Genomic DNA, 17,452 nt, shown 5'->3' on the forward strand with positions numbered 1-17,452 from the left:
ATTCATCTTATCCCGGCTTCTTGCGCCGGATATGCACCGCCAGCACGACCGCGCCGGCCGCGCACAGCAGATCGGGCATCAGGCCGGCGTCGCGCAGCTGCACGAACTCGCCGGTGCGCAACTGCCGCTGCAGGCCGGCCGCGTCCGACAGGCAGGCCACGCCCTGGGCGACATACAGCAGCACGGTGTCGGCGGTCAGCCGGCGCGAATTCTGCTCGGTCATCGCCACCAGCTCGCCCTCGGCCAGCTCGCGCCGGATCATCAGGTTGAAGTCCAGCGTCGGCGCGCCATGCAGTTGCACCGATACCTGCGCCTCGCCGGGGAAGGAATACGGCGCGAAGCATTCGCGCAGGTCGTGGATCTGCTCCTCACCGCTGTGCATGGTGAAGCCGCCGCCTTCGAGCAGCACGATGGTGCGCGCGATGCCGTCGAAGGTGGAAAACACGCCGTCGCGGCCGACGTCGGCCACGCTGGCGCGCCAGACGAAGGATGCGAAATCGGCATCCGGCGGCTCCACGCACAGCTCGCGCGTCTGGCCGCCCTCGTTCTTCCAGGGCACCGCCGTGATGCGGCCGAGGTTGCCGATGGCGACGATGGCGCCGCCGGACGAACCGGACTGCGCCTCGACGGTGCTGTTAGCCACCATGAGCCGCCTCGCGCGCCAGCATGGTCTGCAGGAAGCTGCGGGTACGCGCCTCCTTCGGGGCGGTGAAGATATCCGCAGGGGCGCCGGCCTCGACGATGCTGCCGTGGTCCATCACCACCACCACATCGGCCACCTCGCGGGCAAAGCCCATCTCATGGGTGACGATGAGCATGGTCATGCCTTCGGCGGCCAGGTCCTTCATGACCTGCAGCACTTCGCCCACCAGCTCGGGGTCGAGCGCGGAGGTCGGCTCGTCGAACAGCATCACCTTGGGCTCCATCGCCAGCGCGCGCGCAATCGCCACGCGCTGCTTCTGGCCGCCCGACAGCGTGCCGGGATAGACCTTGGCCTTGTGATCCAGGCCGACCTTCTTGAGCAGGCGCATGCCCTGCTCCTCGGCGGCCTTGCGGGGCACGCCGCGCAGGCAGGTCGGCGCCAGCGTGATGTTGTCCAGCACCGTCAGGTGCGGGAACAGGTTGAAGGACTGGAACACCATGCCCACCTCGGCGCGCATCTCGTCCAGCTTGGCCTCAGGCATCATGCGCCCGTTCTCCACCACCGGATGTCCGGACACCACCACGGTGCCGCCCTCGGCGGTTTCCAGGCCGTTCATGCAGCGCAGGAAGGTGCTCTTGCCCGATCCGCTGGGGCCGATGATGACCACCACCTGGCTGGGCTGCACCGAGAAGTCGATGTTCTTGAGCACCACGTTTTCGCCGAAGGATTTCTTCAGGCCCTTGATGTCGACAATTGCCTGGGCCATCACACTCTCCCTTCGGAGCGCAGCACCTTTTCGATGCGGCGCAGCACCAGCGTGGTGACGCTGGTCAGAATCAGATAGATCGCGGCGATCACCAGATAGACCTCCAGCGAACGGTAGGACACGCTGATGATCTTCTCGCCCTCGTGCATCAGGTCGGCGATGGTCAGCAGCGACACCAGCGCCGAGTTCTTGATCAGCGCGATGAATTCATTGCCCAGAGGCGGGATCATGCGCACGAACGCCTGCGGCAGCACCACGCGGCGCATCGCCATCTTGTACGGCAGGCCCAGCGAGCGCGCGGCCTCCATCTGGCCGCGCTCGATCGACTGGATCGAGCCGCGCACGATTTCCGACACATAGGCCCCGCTGTAGATGCCCAGGCCGAGGATGCCGCAGACATAGGCCGGCAGCAGGATGCCGAAATGCGGCAGGCCGAAGAACCAGATGAACAGCTGCACCAGCAGCGGCGTGCCGCGCACCAGGGTCAGGTAGAAGGTGCAGATGCCATAGATGATGCGGCGCTGCGGCGACAGGCGGCCCAGGCCGACCAGGAGGCCCAGCACGCAACCCAGCACCAGCGCGGCGGCGGTGATTTCCACCGTGACGGCCGTGCCGGTGGCGAGCGAACGCCAGCTTTCCCAGACCGGCGAAAAGTCGAAATCCATTGGGGGCTCCGGAAAACGGATCGTGCGGCCCGCCCCGGCATGCCCGGCGGCGGCGATCCTGCATGAAGAAATTGCCGCGGCCGCCGGTGAAACGACGGCCGCTTACAGCTTATGGCAAGGCGACGGGCGGCTTATTCGCTCTTGCCGAACCACTTGTCGGTCAGCGCGGTGTAGGTGCCGTTCACGCGCAGGGTCTGCAGCGCCTTGTTGAGTTGCTCGGCCAGCTCGGTATCGCCCTTGCGCATGGCGTAGCCGTACAGTTCGGTGGTCAGGCCCTTGTCGAGCACGCGCACACTGGACTGGGTGCGTGCGAATTCCACCGCGGCCGGACGGCCGGTGACGGCGGCGTTGACGCGGCCGGTGACCAGCAGGTCAAACATGGCCTGGTTCTTTTCGACCTCGACGCGTTCCACGCCGGGGAAATTGTCCTTCAGATAGCCCACCGACTTGGTGCCGACCTGCACCGACACCTTCTTGCCCTTGTTCAGGTCGTCCGGCACCTTGATGCTGCTGTCGTCGCGACGCACCAGCACGGCCAGGCCGCCGCGGTAGTACGGATCGCTGAAGTTGACCACCTTGCGGCGTTCGTCGGTCATGTAGATGGCCGAGGCGGCGATGTCGAAGCGGTTGGAGATCAGGCCGGGGATCAGGCCCTTGAAGTCGATGTCGATCCACTGGACCTTCTTGCCCATGGTCTTGGCCAGGGCTTCGATCAGTTCAATGTCGAAGCCGGTGCGCTTGCCGTCCTTGACGAATTCCATCGGCGGGAAGGTGGCATCGGTGCCGACGCGGATCACGTTGTCGGCGGCGTTGGCGGCCGGAGCGGCGGCGGTGAGCATGGCGAACACTGCCGTGAAGGCGCAGAGCAGCTTGGAAATTTTCATCATGGGTTCCTCAAGTAGAAGCGTAGAAGCGACGGACTGGACGCCGGCTGATTTCCTGGCGGGACGACAACAACAAAATACTTCGGCTGCCGGCCATGCCTGGGCGGCATGGCCGGGCAAGCCTTAAAAACGATTACATATGCGCTGTGCCGCTTCCACGGTCATGCGGATCAGTTCCTGCTCGCGCTGGCCTACGCGCAGCGCCGGCGCCATCAGGGTGATGGTGCCTTCGAGGCGGCCATTGGAAGACAGGATGGGCACGGACACGCCCCACACGCCCAGGTCGACCTCGCTCTCGCTGGTGGAATAACCGCGGCGGCGGATCTCTTCGAGCTGCGCTTCCAGCGCGGCGGCCTCGTCAGGCTTGTCGGCCAGCTGGTCGGCGACCAGCTTCTGCTGCAGCTTGCGCGGCATGAAGGCCAGCAGGCTCTTGGCCGAGGCGCCCTTGTGCAGGGAATGCGAACGGCCCTTGGTGAAGGAGCAGCGCAGCGGCTGGGTGCTCTCTTCCATGGCGATACAGACCATTTCACCGTTGATGTAGACCAGCAGGCCCACGCTTTCGCCGCTGCGCTCGACCAGCGAGCTGATCTCCTCGCGGCTCTGGCTGATCAGGTTGGAGTTCTGGTCGAAGCCCCAGGCCAGCTGCACGCCGGTCGGACCCGGCTCGAAGGTGCCTGAGTTCATATGCTCCTGCAGCAGCCCCCATTTCTTCAGGGACGCCAGGTGGCGATAAACGGTGCTGACAGGCTGCTGCACCATGGCGGCAATCTGTTTCGCGCTGACGGGCTTGCCCGCGCGGGCCACGCCGGCTAGAACGTGAAGTACGCGGTCGACGATGGTAGAGGTCTGAGGAGAGTCCATGGAGCGCAATATAAAGTTAAATTCTCAGTTTTTGTGATCGATTCTCTTGCTGCGAGAAATATTTTTAAAAAAGTTCAAACTGTTGTTCGAAATTTCTCAAAGGCTGAGTGAATTTTCTCATCGGGGCTCGAAAACTCCTCATGCTATTTTTTAACTACCCAGTGCCAAGAATATTTAACTGTCGACACTTGATCCATAATTCACGCAAAGTGCTATGATTAATCCAAGAAAACACACAGGATTGTCGACACCATGAGTGAGCTGATTTCTTTGCCAGGCTCAGAACGCGACGGAGAGACACTTTCAGAGCATGTGTTCCGAAAGATCCAGAGCGCCATCGTCCAGGGCGACATCGCCCCGGGCAGCAAGATTTCCGAGCCTGAACTGGCGCGCACCTACGGCATCAGCCGCGGCCCCCTGCGCGAGGCCATCCATCGCCTGGAGGGCCAGAACCTGCTGGTGCGCGTGCCCCATGTCGGCGCACGCGTGGTCTCGCTGACCCTCGAAGGCCTGGTGGAACTGTTCCAGATCCGCGAATCGCTGGAAGGCATGGCTTGCCGGCTCGCAGCCGAACGCATGAATCGTGCCGAGCTCGATGAATTGCGGCGCGTGCTGGAGATGCACGAGAAAGACGAAGCCTTCCAGGCCGGCCGCGGCTATTACCAGCAGGAAGGCGACTACGACTTCCATTACAAGATCATCCAGGCCAGCGGCAACGAGATCCTGACCCGCATCCTGTGCGGCGAGCTCTACCAGCTGGCCCGCATGTACCGCATCCAGTATTCCGCCAATTCCTCCTCACCCAACCGTCCGCGCCAGGCCTTCGCCGAGCACCACCGCATCCTCGATGCGCTGGCCGACGGCGACGGCGAGCTGGCCGACCTGCTGATGCGCCGGCACATCGGCGCCTCCCGGCGCAACATCGAGCAACAGATCGCGCAGGCCGACGCCGCGCGCAACCAGGCCTGACAACAACACCTATTCAACCGAGACAACCACGAGCCATCCGCCATGAATACTCAATACCGCAAGCAACTGCCCGGCACCAAGCTGGACTATTTCGATGCCCGCGCCGCCGTCGAGGCGATCACGCCCGGCGCCTGGGCCGGCCTGCCCTATACCTCGCGCGTGCTGGCCGAGAACCTGGTGCGCCGCTGCGACCCGGCCACCCTCACCGACTCGCTGCGCCAGCTGATCGAGCGCAAGCGCGAGCTGGACTTCCCGTGGTTCCCGGCGCGCGTGGTGTGCCATGACATCCTGGGCCAGACCGCGCTGGTGGACCTGGCCGGCCTGCGCGACGCGATCGCCGACATGGGCGGCGACCCCGCCAAGGTCAATCCGGTGGTGCCGGTGCAGCTGATCGTGGACCATTCGCTGGCGGTGGAATGCGGCGGCGACGACCCGCAAGCCTTCGAGAAGAACCGCGCCATCGAAGACCGCCGCAACGAAGACCGCTTCCACTTCATCGACTGGACCAAGCTGGCCTTCGAGAACGTGGACGTGATCCCCCCGGGCAACGGCATCATGCACCAGATCAACCTAGAGAAAATGTCGCCGGTGATCTACACCAAGGACGGCGTGGCCTTCCCCGACACCCTGGTCGGCACCGACAGCCACACCCCGCACGTGGACGCGCTGGGCGTGATCGCCATCGGCGTGGGCGGGCTGGAAGCCGAAAACGTGATGCTGGGCCGCGCCTCCTGGATGCGCCTGCCCGACATCGTCGGCGTCGAGCTTTCCGGACGTCGCCAGCCCGGCATCACCGCCACCGACATCGTGCTGTCGCTGACCGAGTTCCTGCGCAAGCAGAAGGTGGTCGGCGCCTACCTGGAGTTCTACGGCGACGGCGCCTCCAGCCTGACGCTGGGCGACCGCGCGACGATCTCCAACATGGCGCCCGAGTACGGCGCCACCGCCGCCATGTTCTCGATCGACCAGCAGACCATCGACTACCTGAAGCTGACCGGCCGCGAGGACGAGCAGGTCAGGCTGGTGGAAACCTACGCCAAGGAAACCGGCCTGTGGTCGGATGCGCTGGCCGAGGTCGAGTACGAGCGCGTGCTGCGCTTCGACCTCTCTACCGTGGTGCGCACCCTGGCCGGCCCCAGCAATCCGCACAAGCGCCTGCCGGTGTCCGAGCTGGCCGCGCAAGGCATCGCCGGCAAGGTAGAAAATGAACCGGGCAAGATGCCCGACGGCGCCGTCATCATCGCCGCCATCACCAGTTGCACCAACACCAGCAATCCGCGCAACGTGATCGCCGCCGCCCTGCTGGCGCGCAACGCCAACCGCCTCGGCCTGGCGCGCAAGCCCTGGGTCAAGAGCTCGCTGGCGCCGGGCTCCAAGGCGGTGGAGCTCTATCTGGAAGAAGCCGGCCTCACCGCCGACCTGGAAAAACTGGGCTTCGGCATCGTCGCCTTCGCCTGCACCACCTGCAACGGCATGTCCGGCGCGCTGGATCCCAAGATCCAGCAGGAGATCATCGAGCGCGACCTCTATTCGACCGCCGTCCTCTCCGGCAACCGCAACTTCGACGGCCGCATCCACCCGTATGCGAAGCAGGCCTTCCTGGCCTCGCCACCGCTGGTGGTGGCCTACGCCATCGCCGGCACCATCCGCTTCGACATCGAACAGGACGTGCTGGGCACCACCGCCGACGGCCGCGACATCCGCCTCAAGGACATCTGGCCCTCGGACGAGGAGATCGACGACGTGGTCAAGGCCGCCGTCAAGCCGCAGCAGTTCCGCAATGTCTATACGCCCATGTTCGCCGCCCGCGTCGAACAGGCGCAGTCGGTCAGCCCGCTCTACGACTGGCGGGCGCAAAGCACCTACATCCGCCGTCCTCCGTACTGGGAAGGCGCACTGGCCGGCGAACGCACGCTGACCGGCATGCGCCCGCTGGCGGTCCTGGGCGACAACATCACCACCGACCACCTGTCGCCGTCCAACGCCATCCTGATGGACAGCGCCGCCGGCGAATACCTGGCGAAAATGGGCCTGCCGGAAGAAGACTTCAACTCCTACGCCACCCACCGCGGCGACCACCTGACCGCGCAGCGCGCGACCTTCGCCAATCCCAAGCTGTTCAACGAGATGGTGAAGAAAGAGGACGGCAGCGTGCAGCAAGGCTCGCTGGCGCGCCTGGAGCCGGAAGGCAAAGTGATGCGCATGTGGGAGACCATCGAAACCTATATGGAGCGCAAGCAGCCGCTGATCATCGTCGCCGGCGCCGACTACGGTCAGGGCTCCTCGCGCGACTGGGCCGCCAAGGGCGTGCGCCTGGCCGGCGTGGAGGCGATCGTCGCCGAAGGCTTCGAGCGCATCCACCGCACCAACCTGATCGGCATGGGCGTGCTGCCGCTGGAGTTCAAGGCGGGAGAAAACCGCAACACCTACGGCATCGACGGCACCGAAACCTATGACGTCATCGGCGAACGCAAGCCGCGCGCCGACCTCACCGTGGTGATCCATCGCAGGAACGGCGAGCGCGTCGAGGTGCCGGTGACCTGCCGCCTGGACACCGCCGAGGAAGTCTCGATCTACGAAGCCGGCGGCGTGCTGCAGCGCTTTGCGCAAGACTTCCTCGAGGAGTCGGCCGGCAAGGGCGAACGCAAGGCCGTCTGACCCCGATCATCGATCCGTCGTCCCCGCGCAGGCGGGGACCCAGCGACGTTTGTCGCGGATAGCAACATGCCGGGAAAGACACCCCGGCGCCAGTAAAGGAAAGCAAGCATGAGCCAAGTCCCCCAAATCCGCATCCCCGCCACCTACCTGCGCGGCGGCACCAGCAAGGGCGTCTTCTTCAAGCTGGACGACCTGCCCGAAGCCGCCCGCGTCCCCGGCCGCGCCCGCGACAAGCTGCTGCAACGCGTGATCGGCAGCCCCGACCCCTATGGCAAGCAGATCGACGGCATGGGCGGCGCCACCTCCAGCACCAGCAAGACGGTCATCATCTCCAGGAGCACCCGTCCCGGCCATGACGTCGACTATCTGTTCGGCCAGGTCTCGATCGACAAGGATTTCGTCGACTGGAGCGGCAACTGCGGCAACCTGTCGGCCGCGGTCGGCCCCTTCGCCATCGCCGCCGGCCTGGTGGCGGCCGACAAGGTGCCGCGCAACGGCATCGCCGTGGTGCGCATCTGGCAGGCCAACATCGCCAAGACCATCGTCGCCCACGTGCCCATCACCGACGGTCAGGTACAGGAAACCGGCGACTTCGAGCTTGACGGCGTGACCTTCCCGGCCGCCGAGGTGCAGCTGGAATTCATGGATCCGGCGGCGGAAGAGGATGGCGCCGGCGGCGCCATGTTCCCCACCGGGAACGTGGTCGATACGCTGGAAGTGCCCGGCGTGGGCAGCTTCCAGGCCACCATGATCAATGCCGGCATTCCCACCATCTTCCTCAACGCGGAAGAAATCGGCTACACCGGCACCGAACTGCAGGACGCTATCAACAGCGACCCGACCGCCCTGGCCCGCTTTGAAACCATCCGCGCCCACGGCGCCATCCGCATGGGCCTGATCGCCAAGGTGGAAGAAGCCGCCACGCGCCAGCACACGCCCAAGGTCGCCTTCGTCGCGCCGCCGAAGGACTATGTCTCCTCCAGCGGCAAGAAGGTCACCACCGCCGACGCCGACGTGCTGGTGCGCGCCATGTCCATGGGCAAGCTGCACCACGCGATGATGGGCACCGCGGCGGTCGCCATCGGCACCGCGGCGGCCATCCCCGGCACCCTGGTCAATCTCGCCGCCGGCGGCGGCGAGCGCAACAGCGTGCGCTTCGGCCACCCCTCCGGCACCTTGCGCGTGGGCGCCGAAGCGAAACTCGAAGGCGACCAGTGGGTGGTCACCAAGGCCATCATGAGCCGCAGCGCGCGGGTGTTGATGGAGGGATGGGTGCGTATTCCGGGGGACGCGTTCTGAGCGCACGCTGACTTCTCCGCCCGGACTTCGGACAAGAAAACCGGACAAGAAAATTGGGCAAGAAAAAAGCCGGCTGTCTTTCGACAGCCGGCTTTTTTATCGCGCGTGAAAGGCTCAGACCCGGTAGATCTTCTCCCCGGTCTGCACGATCCTGAATTTCTCGTTCGACAAGGGATCCAGCGCCCTGCCGTCGGCCAGCTTGTAGCTGCGCTGGTCCACTGCCGAAGCCTCGTTGGCCTCGTCCAGACGGATTTGGTACACCTCTACGTGGTAGGGTGCGCCGGTTTTGCCTTTGGCATCGAATTTTTCCACCAGATCCATGTGCCGTCTCCTTTGTCTTGGCTAGTCGTGGCCTTGCGCCAAGGTCAAAGATAGCAGATTTGGCGGGGCTTTCCAGCGCATCTCATGCTGCACCGCACAGCCCGCCGCCGCAGGCTGCGCGAGTGGCCGCTTATCAATAGTGCAAGGTGATGCCGACGCCGAACTGCCGCGTGACTTCGGCCTTGTTCAAACCGAATTTGGCGCCGAAATCCAGGTCCACGGTCTGGTTCGGCGACCAGATCACACCCAGGAGCGCATAGGCCGGCCAGGTGCGGTTGCCGCGATCGACGTTCTGCGCCACGCCGGTGTCGGCCACCAGCTTCCATTGCTGGTTGAGCGCGTACCAGGTGGCCGCCGAGGCGCGCCACACCAACTTGCGCTTGGACTGATCGTCGCTGCCCAGCTTGTAGCGGTTGTAGTTCAGGCCGACGTTGCCGTGCAGCGTCCACGGCCCGGTCTCGTAGGAGGTGATGGAGGTCAGGCCAAGGCTGTTCCTGCCATTGCCCAGGCTTTTTTCCTCGTCGCCGCTGGGCATGAAGAACTCGGGCTTGAACGCCAGCGACAAGCCCTCCTCGTCGTAATAGCGCCATTTGGCGCCCAGCGAATAGTCGCCCACGCCGGTGCCGTCCTTTGACTGGAAGGTCAGCGGCAGGTTGGCGAACAGATCCAGCTTGTCGGTGATGCCGTAGGTATAGGTGAAAGCGCCGACATGGCCGGCCTGGCCGGTTTGCCGGCTCCAGTCGGCGTTGACTTCGATCTGGTGACGCCCTTCGCCCTGTACGCCGGTGTCGTCGGTGACCAGCGGATGGGCGGCGTAAGCCTGATTCATCGTTGCGCAAAGAATCCACGATGCGCACAGGATTTTTTTCATGAAACCACCTGTTCAAAAAGCGATGAATGCAGCGAGAACTCAGCGGGCCGGCCTGCTTCCGGCTCCCCCGCAACGCATGGAAATGCGCTGCAGCCGGCAATGCAGGCGGCGTGACTGATGCTGCCGATGGAACAGCCCCGCTACGTTTTTCTGGTTATTGATGACGGCAGATGCCGCGGTTTTGCTGGACGGGACAACGATGCGGCTGGCATCGGGCTGGCCTCGCTCCGGGCCGGAAGCTGAACTATGGGAGCTGCGGCAGAAATGCGAGCCGCAGGTTCAGGATTGAAGGAGTTGCGCCGGGCTTCCCGCATGCTGCGGGACGGTGCGAACGTTCGCTTCCAGACCGGGCGCCATACTAGCACTCAAGGCTGACGCAACAAATACAAAATCCGGATTTGTGCGAATTTCCAACGGATGTCGGGCTGCATGGCGAAACATGCGGCCCTTTGCGAGTTGGCACTCGCGCCTGATGCAGCGAACAGGGTCAGACCGGCTGTTGGGCGGCCTCGGCCAGCTCCGTGCCGATGTCCGGCAGCACCCGGGTCGGGATCTTGAGCAAGGCGCCCCAGTCGCTCCAGTCCCAGGACACGCGTCCGCAGATGTACTCGACGCTGGAGAGCGGCAGTTCGAAGCGCTCCGCCAGCTTCAGCAGGCGCGGCAACAGCTGACCGCGCACCGCGGGATCGGCGACGCAGACGTCGGCCACGCATCCGGCCAACTCCAGCATGCGCACCAGTTGCTGCTGGCGGTCGTCTTCGTCCAGGCCCGATGCCTCCGGGTTTTCGTGATGCAGGACGGCGGTGCAGAACAGACGCGGGAAATGCCAGTCTTCCATCATGGCCGCGGCCAGGCTCAGGTGGTCGAACCCGAAGACCTTGCGCTCTTCTTCGGCCAGCGCCGGACCTTGCGGATTGGTCGCCAGCAGCTCGCCATAACGTTTGGGACGGGCCGACGCCAGGCCCAGGCGACCGATGCCGGCCAGCAGTCCGTTGGTAAACATCTCGGCCGGCGGCGCCAGCTGCAGCATCTCGCCCAGCGCCTGCCCGGCGCAGGCCATCGCGGTGGAACGGGCCCAGAAGATGTCGTAGTTGAATTCCTTGCAGTCGCCGCGCCGCGCCGACTCGGTCAGCGAAATCGCCAGCGCCATCTGACGCACGGCGTGCAGCCCCACCATCAGCAGCAGTTCGACGTTGACCGAGGCCACCATGCGGCCCTTGTTGATGTTGGGGATGTTGGCGATCTGGATCAGGCGGCCGGCCAGCACCGGGTCGCCCTGCACCTGCGACACCAGCTCGGGCAGGGAAATGTCCTCCTGCTGGCACATCTGCATGATGTTCAGGCGTACGCCGGAGGGCGCGGGCAAAACCTCGGAATCCTGCAGTTCACGAAATGTTTGGGTTTCGATATAGGTCGACATTGATCGCGCTCTTTGATTGTCAGGATGCAAGTTTCAGGGCATGGGAACTGACGCTAGGATACAGAATCCCTCCCCATTTTGCGATGCGTCATCGAAAAATTTGCGGCACGGCGCGTCGCATCCGGTTTTCCCTACACGCGAAAGCGCGCTGCGCCGACGCCGGGAGCGCCGCCGCCGCAGGTAAGCTGAAGCCATCGTAGCAAGGAGCAGCGCAAGGCATGGAAGACATGGTGGTGGTGCGCAAGGAGGGCCTGTACTGCGTGCCCGGGGATTTCTACATCGATCCGTGGCGCCCGGTGGCGCGCGCGGTGATCACCCACGCCCATGCCGACCATGCCCGCGCGGGCCACCTTCACTACCTGGCCGCCGCCCCCGGCGCCGGTGTGCTGCGCGCGCGGCTGGGTGCTGGCATCGCGCTCGACACCCTGGCCTATGGCGAGACCCTCACCCACAACGGCGTCACGCTGTCGCTGCATCCGGCCGGCCATGTGCTGGGCTCGGCCCAGCTGCGCATGGAGCACCGGGGCCGCGTGTGGGTCGCCTCCGGCGACTACAAGCTGGAAGCCGACGGCACCTGCGCCCCCTTCGAGCCGGTGCGCTGCGACGTCTTCATCACCGAATCCACCTTCGGCATGCCGATCTACCGCTGGCAGCCGCAAGCGGAAATCTTCGACGACATCAACCGCTGGTGGCGCGCCAATGCCGCCGAAGGACGCGCCAGCGTGCTGTTCTGCTATGCCTTCGGCAAGGCCCAGCGGGTATTGCACGGCATCGATCCGGCCATCGGCCCCATCGTCTGCCACGGTGCTGTCGAAACGCTCAATCGCCACTACCGGGAAGCCGGCGTGGCGCTTCCCGATACGGTCGCCGTCGCGGCGGACGGCTCCGACAAACGCAACCGGCAGGCCTACGCCGGCGCGCTGGTGGTGGCGCCGCCGTCGGCGGCCGGCTCGCCCTGGATGCGGCGTTTCGGCGACTACAGCGACGCCTTCGCCAGCGGCTGGATGCGGCTGCGCGGCGCGCGCCGCCGGCGTGGCGTGGATCGCGGTTTCGTGCTGTCCGACCATGCCGACTGGCCGGCACTGCAGCAGGCCATCGCCGAAAGCGGCGCGCAGCGCGTCGTCGTCACCCACGGACAAGTCGCCACCATGGTGCGCTGGCTGCGGCAGAACGGCCTTGACGCGGGCGCCTTCGACACCGAGTACGGCGAGGAAGAAGCGGAGAACGGCGACAAGGCGGCAAGCGCGGAGGCCGCCGATGCGTGAATTCTCCCGCCTCTACGCCGAACTGGACGCCACGACTTCCACTACCCGCAAGCTGGCCGCGCTGCAGGACTATTTCGCGCGCGCCGATGCCGCGGACGCCGCCTGGGCCGTGTACTTCCTGGCCGGAGGCAAGCCGCGCCAGGCAGTGCCTTCCAGGCTGCTCAAGCATTGCGCCATGCAGTACGCGCAAATCGACGAATGGCTCTTCGAAGAGTGCTATCACGCCGTCGGCGACCTCGCCGAGACGATCGCCCATGTGCTGCCGCCCGCCCCGCGCAGCGCCGACCTGGGCCTGGCGCGCTGGATGGAAGAGCGCATCGCCCCCTTGCGCGGGGCCGCGCCGGACACCATACGCACGGCCCTGTTCGCGGCCTGGGATGAACTGGACTGGCAGGGCCGTTTCCTGCTGACCAAACTGATCGGCGGCAGCTTCCGGGTCGGCGTTTCCAGGCTGCTGGTCACGCGCGCGCTGGCGGCGGTGGCGCAACTCGAGCCCACGCGGGTGGCGCAACGTCTGGTCGGCTGGACCGACGGCCGCGCAAGGCCTGGCGCCGAACGCTTCGCGCAACTGATCGCCCCGGACGACGGCCAAGACCATCGGCTCGAAGGCGGCCAGCCATATCCCTTTTTTCTCGCGCATGCGCTGCTGGAAGCCCCCTCCGCGCTGGGGCCCATCAACCAGTGGCAGGCCGAATGGAAATACGACGGCATCCGCGCGCAGCTGGTGCGCCGCCACGGCGTCAACTGGCTGTGGTCGCGCGGCGAGGAACTGATCACCGACCGTTTTCCCGAGCTTGCCTCGCTGGCGCTGCCGGACGGCACGGTATTGGACGGCGAGATCGTGATCCACCGTCCAGCAGGGGCCGGCGCCGACCCGGCCGACCGCGTGGCGCCCTTCGCCGAACTGCAAAAGCGCATCGGCCGCAAGAACCTGAGCGCGCGCCTGCTGGCCGACCTGCCCGCCGCGCTGATCGCCTACGACCTGCTGGAACAGGACGGGCACGACCTGCGCGGCCTGCCGCAACACGAACGCCGCACCAGGCTGGAAGCGCTGCTGACGCAGCACGCAGCGCCGGCGCTATTGCTGGCGCCGCTGGTGCAGGCCGCCGGCTGGGACGAGCTGGCGCGGCTGCGCGCGGGCTCGCGCGACCGCGGCGTGGAAGGCCTGATGCTCAAGCAGCGCGACGCCCGCTACGGCATCGGCCGCACCCGCAATGTCGGCACCTGGTGGAAATGGAAGATCGATCCCTACTCCATCGACGCCGTGCTGATCTACGCCCAGGCCGGCCACGGGCGCCGCGCCTCGCTCTACACCGATTACACCTTCGCGGTCTGGGACGAGCCCGGGACAGCCGGCGGCGAGCGGCGGCTGGTGCCGTTCGCCAAGGCATATTCCGGACTTACCGACGCCGAGATCGCCGAAGTCGACCAGGTCATCCGCAAGTCCACCATCGAGAAATTCGGCCCGGTGCGCAGCGTGCGCCCGAGCATGGTGTTCGAGATCGGCTTCGAGGGCATCGCCGCGTCCGGGCGCCACAAGGCCGGCATTGCGGTGCGTTTCCCGCGCATCCTGCGGCGCCGCGAAGACAAGCCGGTGGAACAGGCCGACACCCTGGCCGCTTTGCGCGCGCTGCTGCCCGCGCCGGAGAAAAAAGATGCGCCGCAAGGCTGACGCCTCGCACGCTGCCCAGGCCGCCGAACGCTGGTTCGCGGCGCGCGGCTGGGCGGTGTTCGACTTCCAGCGCCAGGTCTGGCATGCGGCCGCCGCCGGCCGGTCCGGCCTGCTGCACGCCGGCACCGGTTCGGGCAAGACCTATGCCGTCTGGTTCGGCGCGCTGCTGCATGCCGAACCGGCGCTGGGGACACTGCCTGCGCCGACTACCGCGGCACAGGGACTGCGGGTGCTGTGGATCACGCCGATGCGTGCGCTGGCGGCCGACACCCTGCGCGCGCTGCAGGCGCCGCTGGCGGACCTGCTGCCGCACTGGCAGGCCGGCATGCGCACCGGCGACACCGGCGCCGGCGAACGGGCGCGCCAGATGCGCTCGCTGCCCCAGGCGCTGGTGACCACGCCGGAGAGCCTGTCGCTGCTGCTGTCGCAGGCGGATGCGCGGCAGCGCTTCGCGCGCCTGGACGCGGTCATCGTCGACGAATGGCACGAGCTGATGGGCAACAAGCGCGGCGTGCAGGTGCAGCTGGCGCTGGCCCGGTTGCGGCGCTGGCGGCCGCAACTCGCGGTGTGGGGCCTGTCGGCCACGCTGGGCAACCTGCCGCAGGCCATGCAAGCCCTGCTGGGCGAAGCGGGTGCACGCGACGGCGTGCTGGTGCGCGGCGAGCAGCACAAGCGCATCGTCATCGACACCCTGCTGCCGCCGCAACCGGCGCGTTTCGCCTGGGCCGGTCATCTGGGCATGCAGATGCTGCCCGCTGTGGCCGCCGAGATCGAAGCCAGCGCTTCCACGCTGGTCTTCACCAACACGCGATCGCAGGCCGAGCTGTGGTACCAGAACCTGCTGCAGGCGCGGCCGGACTGGGCCGGCGTCATCGCGCTGCATCACGGTTCGCTGGACCGCGAAGTGCGCGACTGGGTCGAGCAAGGCCTGCGCGAAGGCCGGCTCAAGGCGGTGGTCTGCACCTCCAGCCTGGACCTGGGCGTGGACTTCACGCCGGTGGAACGGGTGCTGCAGATCGGCAGCCCGCGCGGCGTGGCGCGGCTGCTGCAGCGGGCCGGCCGCTCCGGCCACTCGCCCGGCCGCGTCTCGCGCGCCACGCTGGTGCCGACCAACAGCCTGGAACTGGTCGAAGCGGCCGCCGTGCAGCAGGCCGTGGCGGCCGGCCAGGTCGAGCAGCGGCCAGTGCCGGACGCCCCGCTGGACGTGCTGGTGCAGCACCTGGTCACGGTGGCGCTGGGCGGCGGTTTCCGGCCGGAGGAATTGCTGGACGAAGTACGCGGCGCCTGGTCCTATCGCCGGCTGCGCGAAGACCAGTGGCAATGGGCGCTGGACTTCGTGGTGCGCGGCGGGCAGAGCCTCACCGCCTATCCCGAATACCATCGCGTGCGCGCGGACGCCGACGGCGTCTACCGCGTCGGGCTGCCGGCCATCGCGCGGCGCCACCGCATGAACATCGGCACCATCGTCTCGGACGCCTCCCTGCACGTGCAATACCTGCGCGGCGGGCGCATCGGCGTCATCGAAGAAGGCTTCATCGCGCGCCTGCGGCCGGGCGACCGCTTTCTCTTCGGCGGACGCATGCTGGAGTTCGTCCGGGTGCACGAGATGACCGCCTGGGTGCGGCGCGCCACCTCCGGCAGCGGCGCCGTGCCGCGCTGGCAAGGCGGGCGCCTGCCGCTGTCGTCGACGCTGGCGCACGCCGTGCTGGACCAGTTGGAAGAAGCCGCGCAAGGCCGCTACGCCACCCCAGAAATGCAGGCGGTGCGCCCGCTGCTGGAATTGCAGCAGGCATGGTCGGCGCTGCCCACCGCGCAGCGGCTGGTCGTGGAAAGCCTGAAGAGCCGCGAGGGCCATCACCTCTTTTTCTACCCCTTCGCCGGGCGCCTGGTGCATGTCGGGCTGGCCTCGCTGCTGGCCTGGCGCCTGGCGCGCGAGCGGCCGGCGACATTTTCCATCGCCGTCAACGACTACGGCATCGAGCTGCTCAGCGCCTCCGACGCCGGCCTGGCACAACTGGAGTCCGGGGCGCCGCATGCCCTCTTCAGTGAAGAGCGCCTGCTGGAAGACATCCTCGCCAGCCTCAACGCCACCGAGCTCTCGCAACGGCGCTTTCGCGAGATCGCCCGCATCGCCGGGCTGGTGTCGCAGGGCTATCCCGGGCAACCCAAGAGCGCGCGCCAGCTGCAGGCATCCTCGGCGCTGTTCTTCGAGGTGTTTCGCAAGCACGATGCCGGCAACCTGCTGCTCACCCAGGCCCAGGCCGAGGTGCTGGAGCAGGAGCTGGAACTGCAGCGCCTGCGCGCGACGCTGGCCGAGCTGCGCCGGCGCCAGCTGACGCTGGTGCGGCTGGCGCGCCCCACTCCCTTCGCGTTGCCGCTGATGGTGGAACGCTTCCGCGAAAAGCTTTCCACCGAAAAGCTGGCCGACCGCGTGGCGCGCATGCTGGCCGAGCTGGAACGCGCCGCCGACAAAAGCATGAAAGGCAAACCATGAACTCCCTGATCGAATTCGATGCCGCCGGTGCGCGCCTGGCCATGCTGCCCGAGCGGGCGCTGCTGTGGCGCGACCAGGCCCTGCTGGCCGTGGCCGACGTTCACTTCGGCAAGGCCGCGGCCTTTCGCGCCGGCGGCATCCCGGTGCCGCACGGCACCACCCGCGCCAACCTGGACCTGCTCGATGCCCTGGTGGCGCGCCACGAGGTGCGGCATATCGTCTTCCTGGGCGACTTCCTGCATGCCCGCGCCGCACGCGCCGAAGCCACGCTGGGGGCGCTGGCCGAATGGCGCAGCCGGCGCAGCGCGCTGCGGCTGACCCTGGTGCGCGGCAACCATGACCGCCATGCCGGCGATCCGCCCGCCGGCATGGGCGTGGAAGCGGTGGACGAACCCTGGCGCCTCGGGCCACTGGCCTTCTGCCATCATCCGCAGACGGTGGCCGACGCCTTCGCCATCGTCGGCCACCTGCACCCGGTCTACCGCCTGCGCGCCGGCGGCGACTCGCTGCGCCTGCCCTGCTTCGTGGTCGACGGCAGCTGGGCCATGCTGCCGGCTTTCGGTGCGTTCACCGGCGGCTACCAGATAGAACCCCAGCCTGGCCAGCGCATCTTCCTGGCGGCCGAGAACAGCATCCTGCAGCTGCAGCCCTAGCCGAAAAAGGC

General features: G+C 66.7%; 15 protein-coding genes. 7 read left to right on the forward strand and 8 right to left on the reverse strand.

Going from position 1 to position 17,452, the window contains the following annotated elements:
- Positions 1-7: 7 nt before the first annotated feature.
- From CEJ42_RS00960 to CEJ42_RS00980, 5 genes are all read right to left on the reverse strand, one after another.
- The gene (locus CEJ42_RS00960; RefSeq protein ID WP_088749788.1) at positions 8-646 is read right to left on the reverse strand and encodes a HutD/Ves family protein; all 639 of its coding nucleotides are present in this window, start codon (positions 644-646) and stop codon (positions 8-10) included.
- Positions 636-1,409, reverse strand: coding sequence for an amino acid ABC transporter ATP-binding protein (locus CEJ42_RS00965; RefSeq protein WP_079215004.1), 774 nt, complete (start codon positions 1,407-1,409; stop codon positions 636-638). The genes CEJ42_RS00960 and CEJ42_RS00965 overlap by 11 nt, the downstream gene beginning before the upstream one ends.
- Positions 1,409-2,074, reverse strand: a complete 666-nt coding sequence (locus CEJ42_RS00970) for an amino acid ABC transporter permease (protein WP_079215005.1) — start codon at positions 2,072-2,074, stop codon at positions 1,409-1,411. Before CEJ42_RS00970 ends, CEJ42_RS00965 begins: the two co-directional genes overlap by 1 nt.
- A 131-nt stretch (positions 2,075-2,205) precedes the next feature.
- The gene (locus tag CEJ42_RS00975) at positions 2,206-2,958 is read right to left on the reverse strand and encodes a glutamine ABC transporter substrate-binding protein (RefSeq protein ID WP_079215006.1); all 753 of its coding nucleotides are present in this window, start codon (positions 2,956-2,958) and stop codon (positions 2,206-2,208) included.
- Between the two features lie 123 nt (positions 2,959-3,081).
- Positions 3,082-3,819 carry an IclR family transcriptional regulator gene (locus CEJ42_RS00980; RefSeq protein WP_079215007.1) on the reverse strand — a complete coding sequence of 246 codons (738 nt, stop codon included), beginning with the start codon at positions 3,817-3,819 and terminating at the stop codon, positions 3,082-3,084.
- A gap of 252 nt (positions 3,820-4,071) precedes the next feature.
- Between CEJ42_RS00980 and CEJ42_RS00985 the strand changes: the two genes are divergently transcribed.
- The 3 genes from CEJ42_RS00985 (at position 4,072) to prpF (ending at position 8,745) form a co-directional block, all read left to right on the forward strand.
- Entirely contained in the window at positions 4,072-4,788 is a 717-nt protein-coding gene (locus CEJ42_RS00985) for a GntR family transcriptional regulator (protein WP_088749789.1), read from the forward strand.
- A gap of 42 nt (positions 4,789-4,830) precedes the next feature.
- On the forward strand, positions 4,831-7,446 hold the full coding sequence (gene acnD / locus CEJ42_RS00990; RefSeq protein WP_088749790.1) for a Fe/S-dependent 2-methylisocitrate dehydratase AcnD: 2,616 nt from the start codon (positions 4,831-4,833) through the stop codon (positions 7,444-7,446).
- A 108-nt stretch (positions 7,447-7,554) separates the two neighbouring features.
- The gene (gene prpF, locus CEJ42_RS00995) at positions 7,555-8,745 is read left to right on the forward strand and encodes a 2-methylaconitate cis-trans isomerase PrpF (protein WP_088749791.1); all 1,191 of its coding nucleotides are present in this window, start codon (positions 7,555-7,557) and stop codon (positions 8,743-8,745) included.
- Positions 8,746-8,859: 114 nt separating this feature from the next.
- Here prpF and CEJ42_RS01000 read toward each other — a convergent pair whose 3' ends face one another.
- From CEJ42_RS01000 to CEJ42_RS01010, 3 genes are all read right to left on the reverse strand, one after another.
- Entirely contained in the window at positions 8,860-9,066 is a 207-nt protein-coding gene (locus tag CEJ42_RS01000; RefSeq protein ID WP_079215011.1) for a hypothetical protein, read from the reverse strand.
- 133 nt (positions 9,067-9,199) lie between these two features.
- Positions 9,200-9,895, reverse strand: coding sequence for a transporter (locus CEJ42_RS01005; RefSeq protein WP_243397749.1), 696 nt, complete (start codon positions 9,893-9,895; stop codon positions 9,200-9,202).
- Positions 9,896-10,424: 529 nt separating this feature from the next.
- Positions 10,425-11,357: an HDOD domain-containing protein gene (locus CEJ42_RS01010; protein WP_079215013.1), complete on the reverse strand. Its 933-nt coding sequence runs from the start codon at positions 11,355-11,357 to the stop codon at positions 10,425-10,427.
- A gap of 218 nt (positions 11,358-11,575) precedes the next feature.
- On the opposite strand from CEJ42_RS01010, the gene CEJ42_RS01015 reads away from it, so the two are divergent.
- The 4 genes from CEJ42_RS01015 to pdeM are packed head-to-tail and all read left to right on the forward strand — an operon-like array spanning position 11,576 to position 17,441.
- On the forward strand, positions 11,576-12,622 hold the full coding sequence (locus CEJ42_RS01015; RefSeq protein WP_088749793.1) for a ligase-associated DNA damage response exonuclease: 1,047 nt from the start codon (positions 11,576-11,578) through the stop codon (positions 12,620-12,622).
- Positions 12,615-14,294: an ATP-dependent DNA ligase gene (locus CEJ42_RS01020; protein ID WP_088749794.1), complete on the forward strand. Its 1,680-nt coding sequence runs from the start codon at positions 12,615-12,617 to the stop codon at positions 14,292-14,294. Before CEJ42_RS01015 ends, CEJ42_RS01020 begins: the two co-directional genes overlap by 8 nt.
- On the forward strand, positions 14,278-16,788 hold the full coding sequence (locus CEJ42_RS01025) for a ligase-associated DNA damage response DEXH box helicase (protein WP_088749795.1): 2,511 nt from the start codon (positions 14,278-14,280) through the stop codon (positions 16,786-16,788). The genes CEJ42_RS01020 and CEJ42_RS01025 overlap by 17 nt, the downstream gene beginning before the upstream one ends.
- Positions 16,785-17,441 (forward strand): ligase-associated DNA damage response endonuclease PdeM, encoded by a 657-nt coding sequence (gene pdeM, locus CEJ42_RS01030; RefSeq protein ID WP_079215017.1) that lies wholly within the window; start codon positions 16,785-16,787, stop codon positions 17,439-17,441. The genes CEJ42_RS01025 and pdeM overlap by 4 nt, the downstream gene beginning before the upstream one ends.
- The last annotated feature ends 11 nt before the right edge of the window (positions 17,442-17,452 follow it).

Source organism: Herbaspirillum robiniae (assembly GCF_002213415.1).
In the GTDB taxonomy this organism is placed as follows: Bacteria; Pseudomonadota; Gammaproteobacteria; order Burkholderiales; family Burkholderiaceae_D; genus Herbaspirillum; species Herbaspirillum robiniae.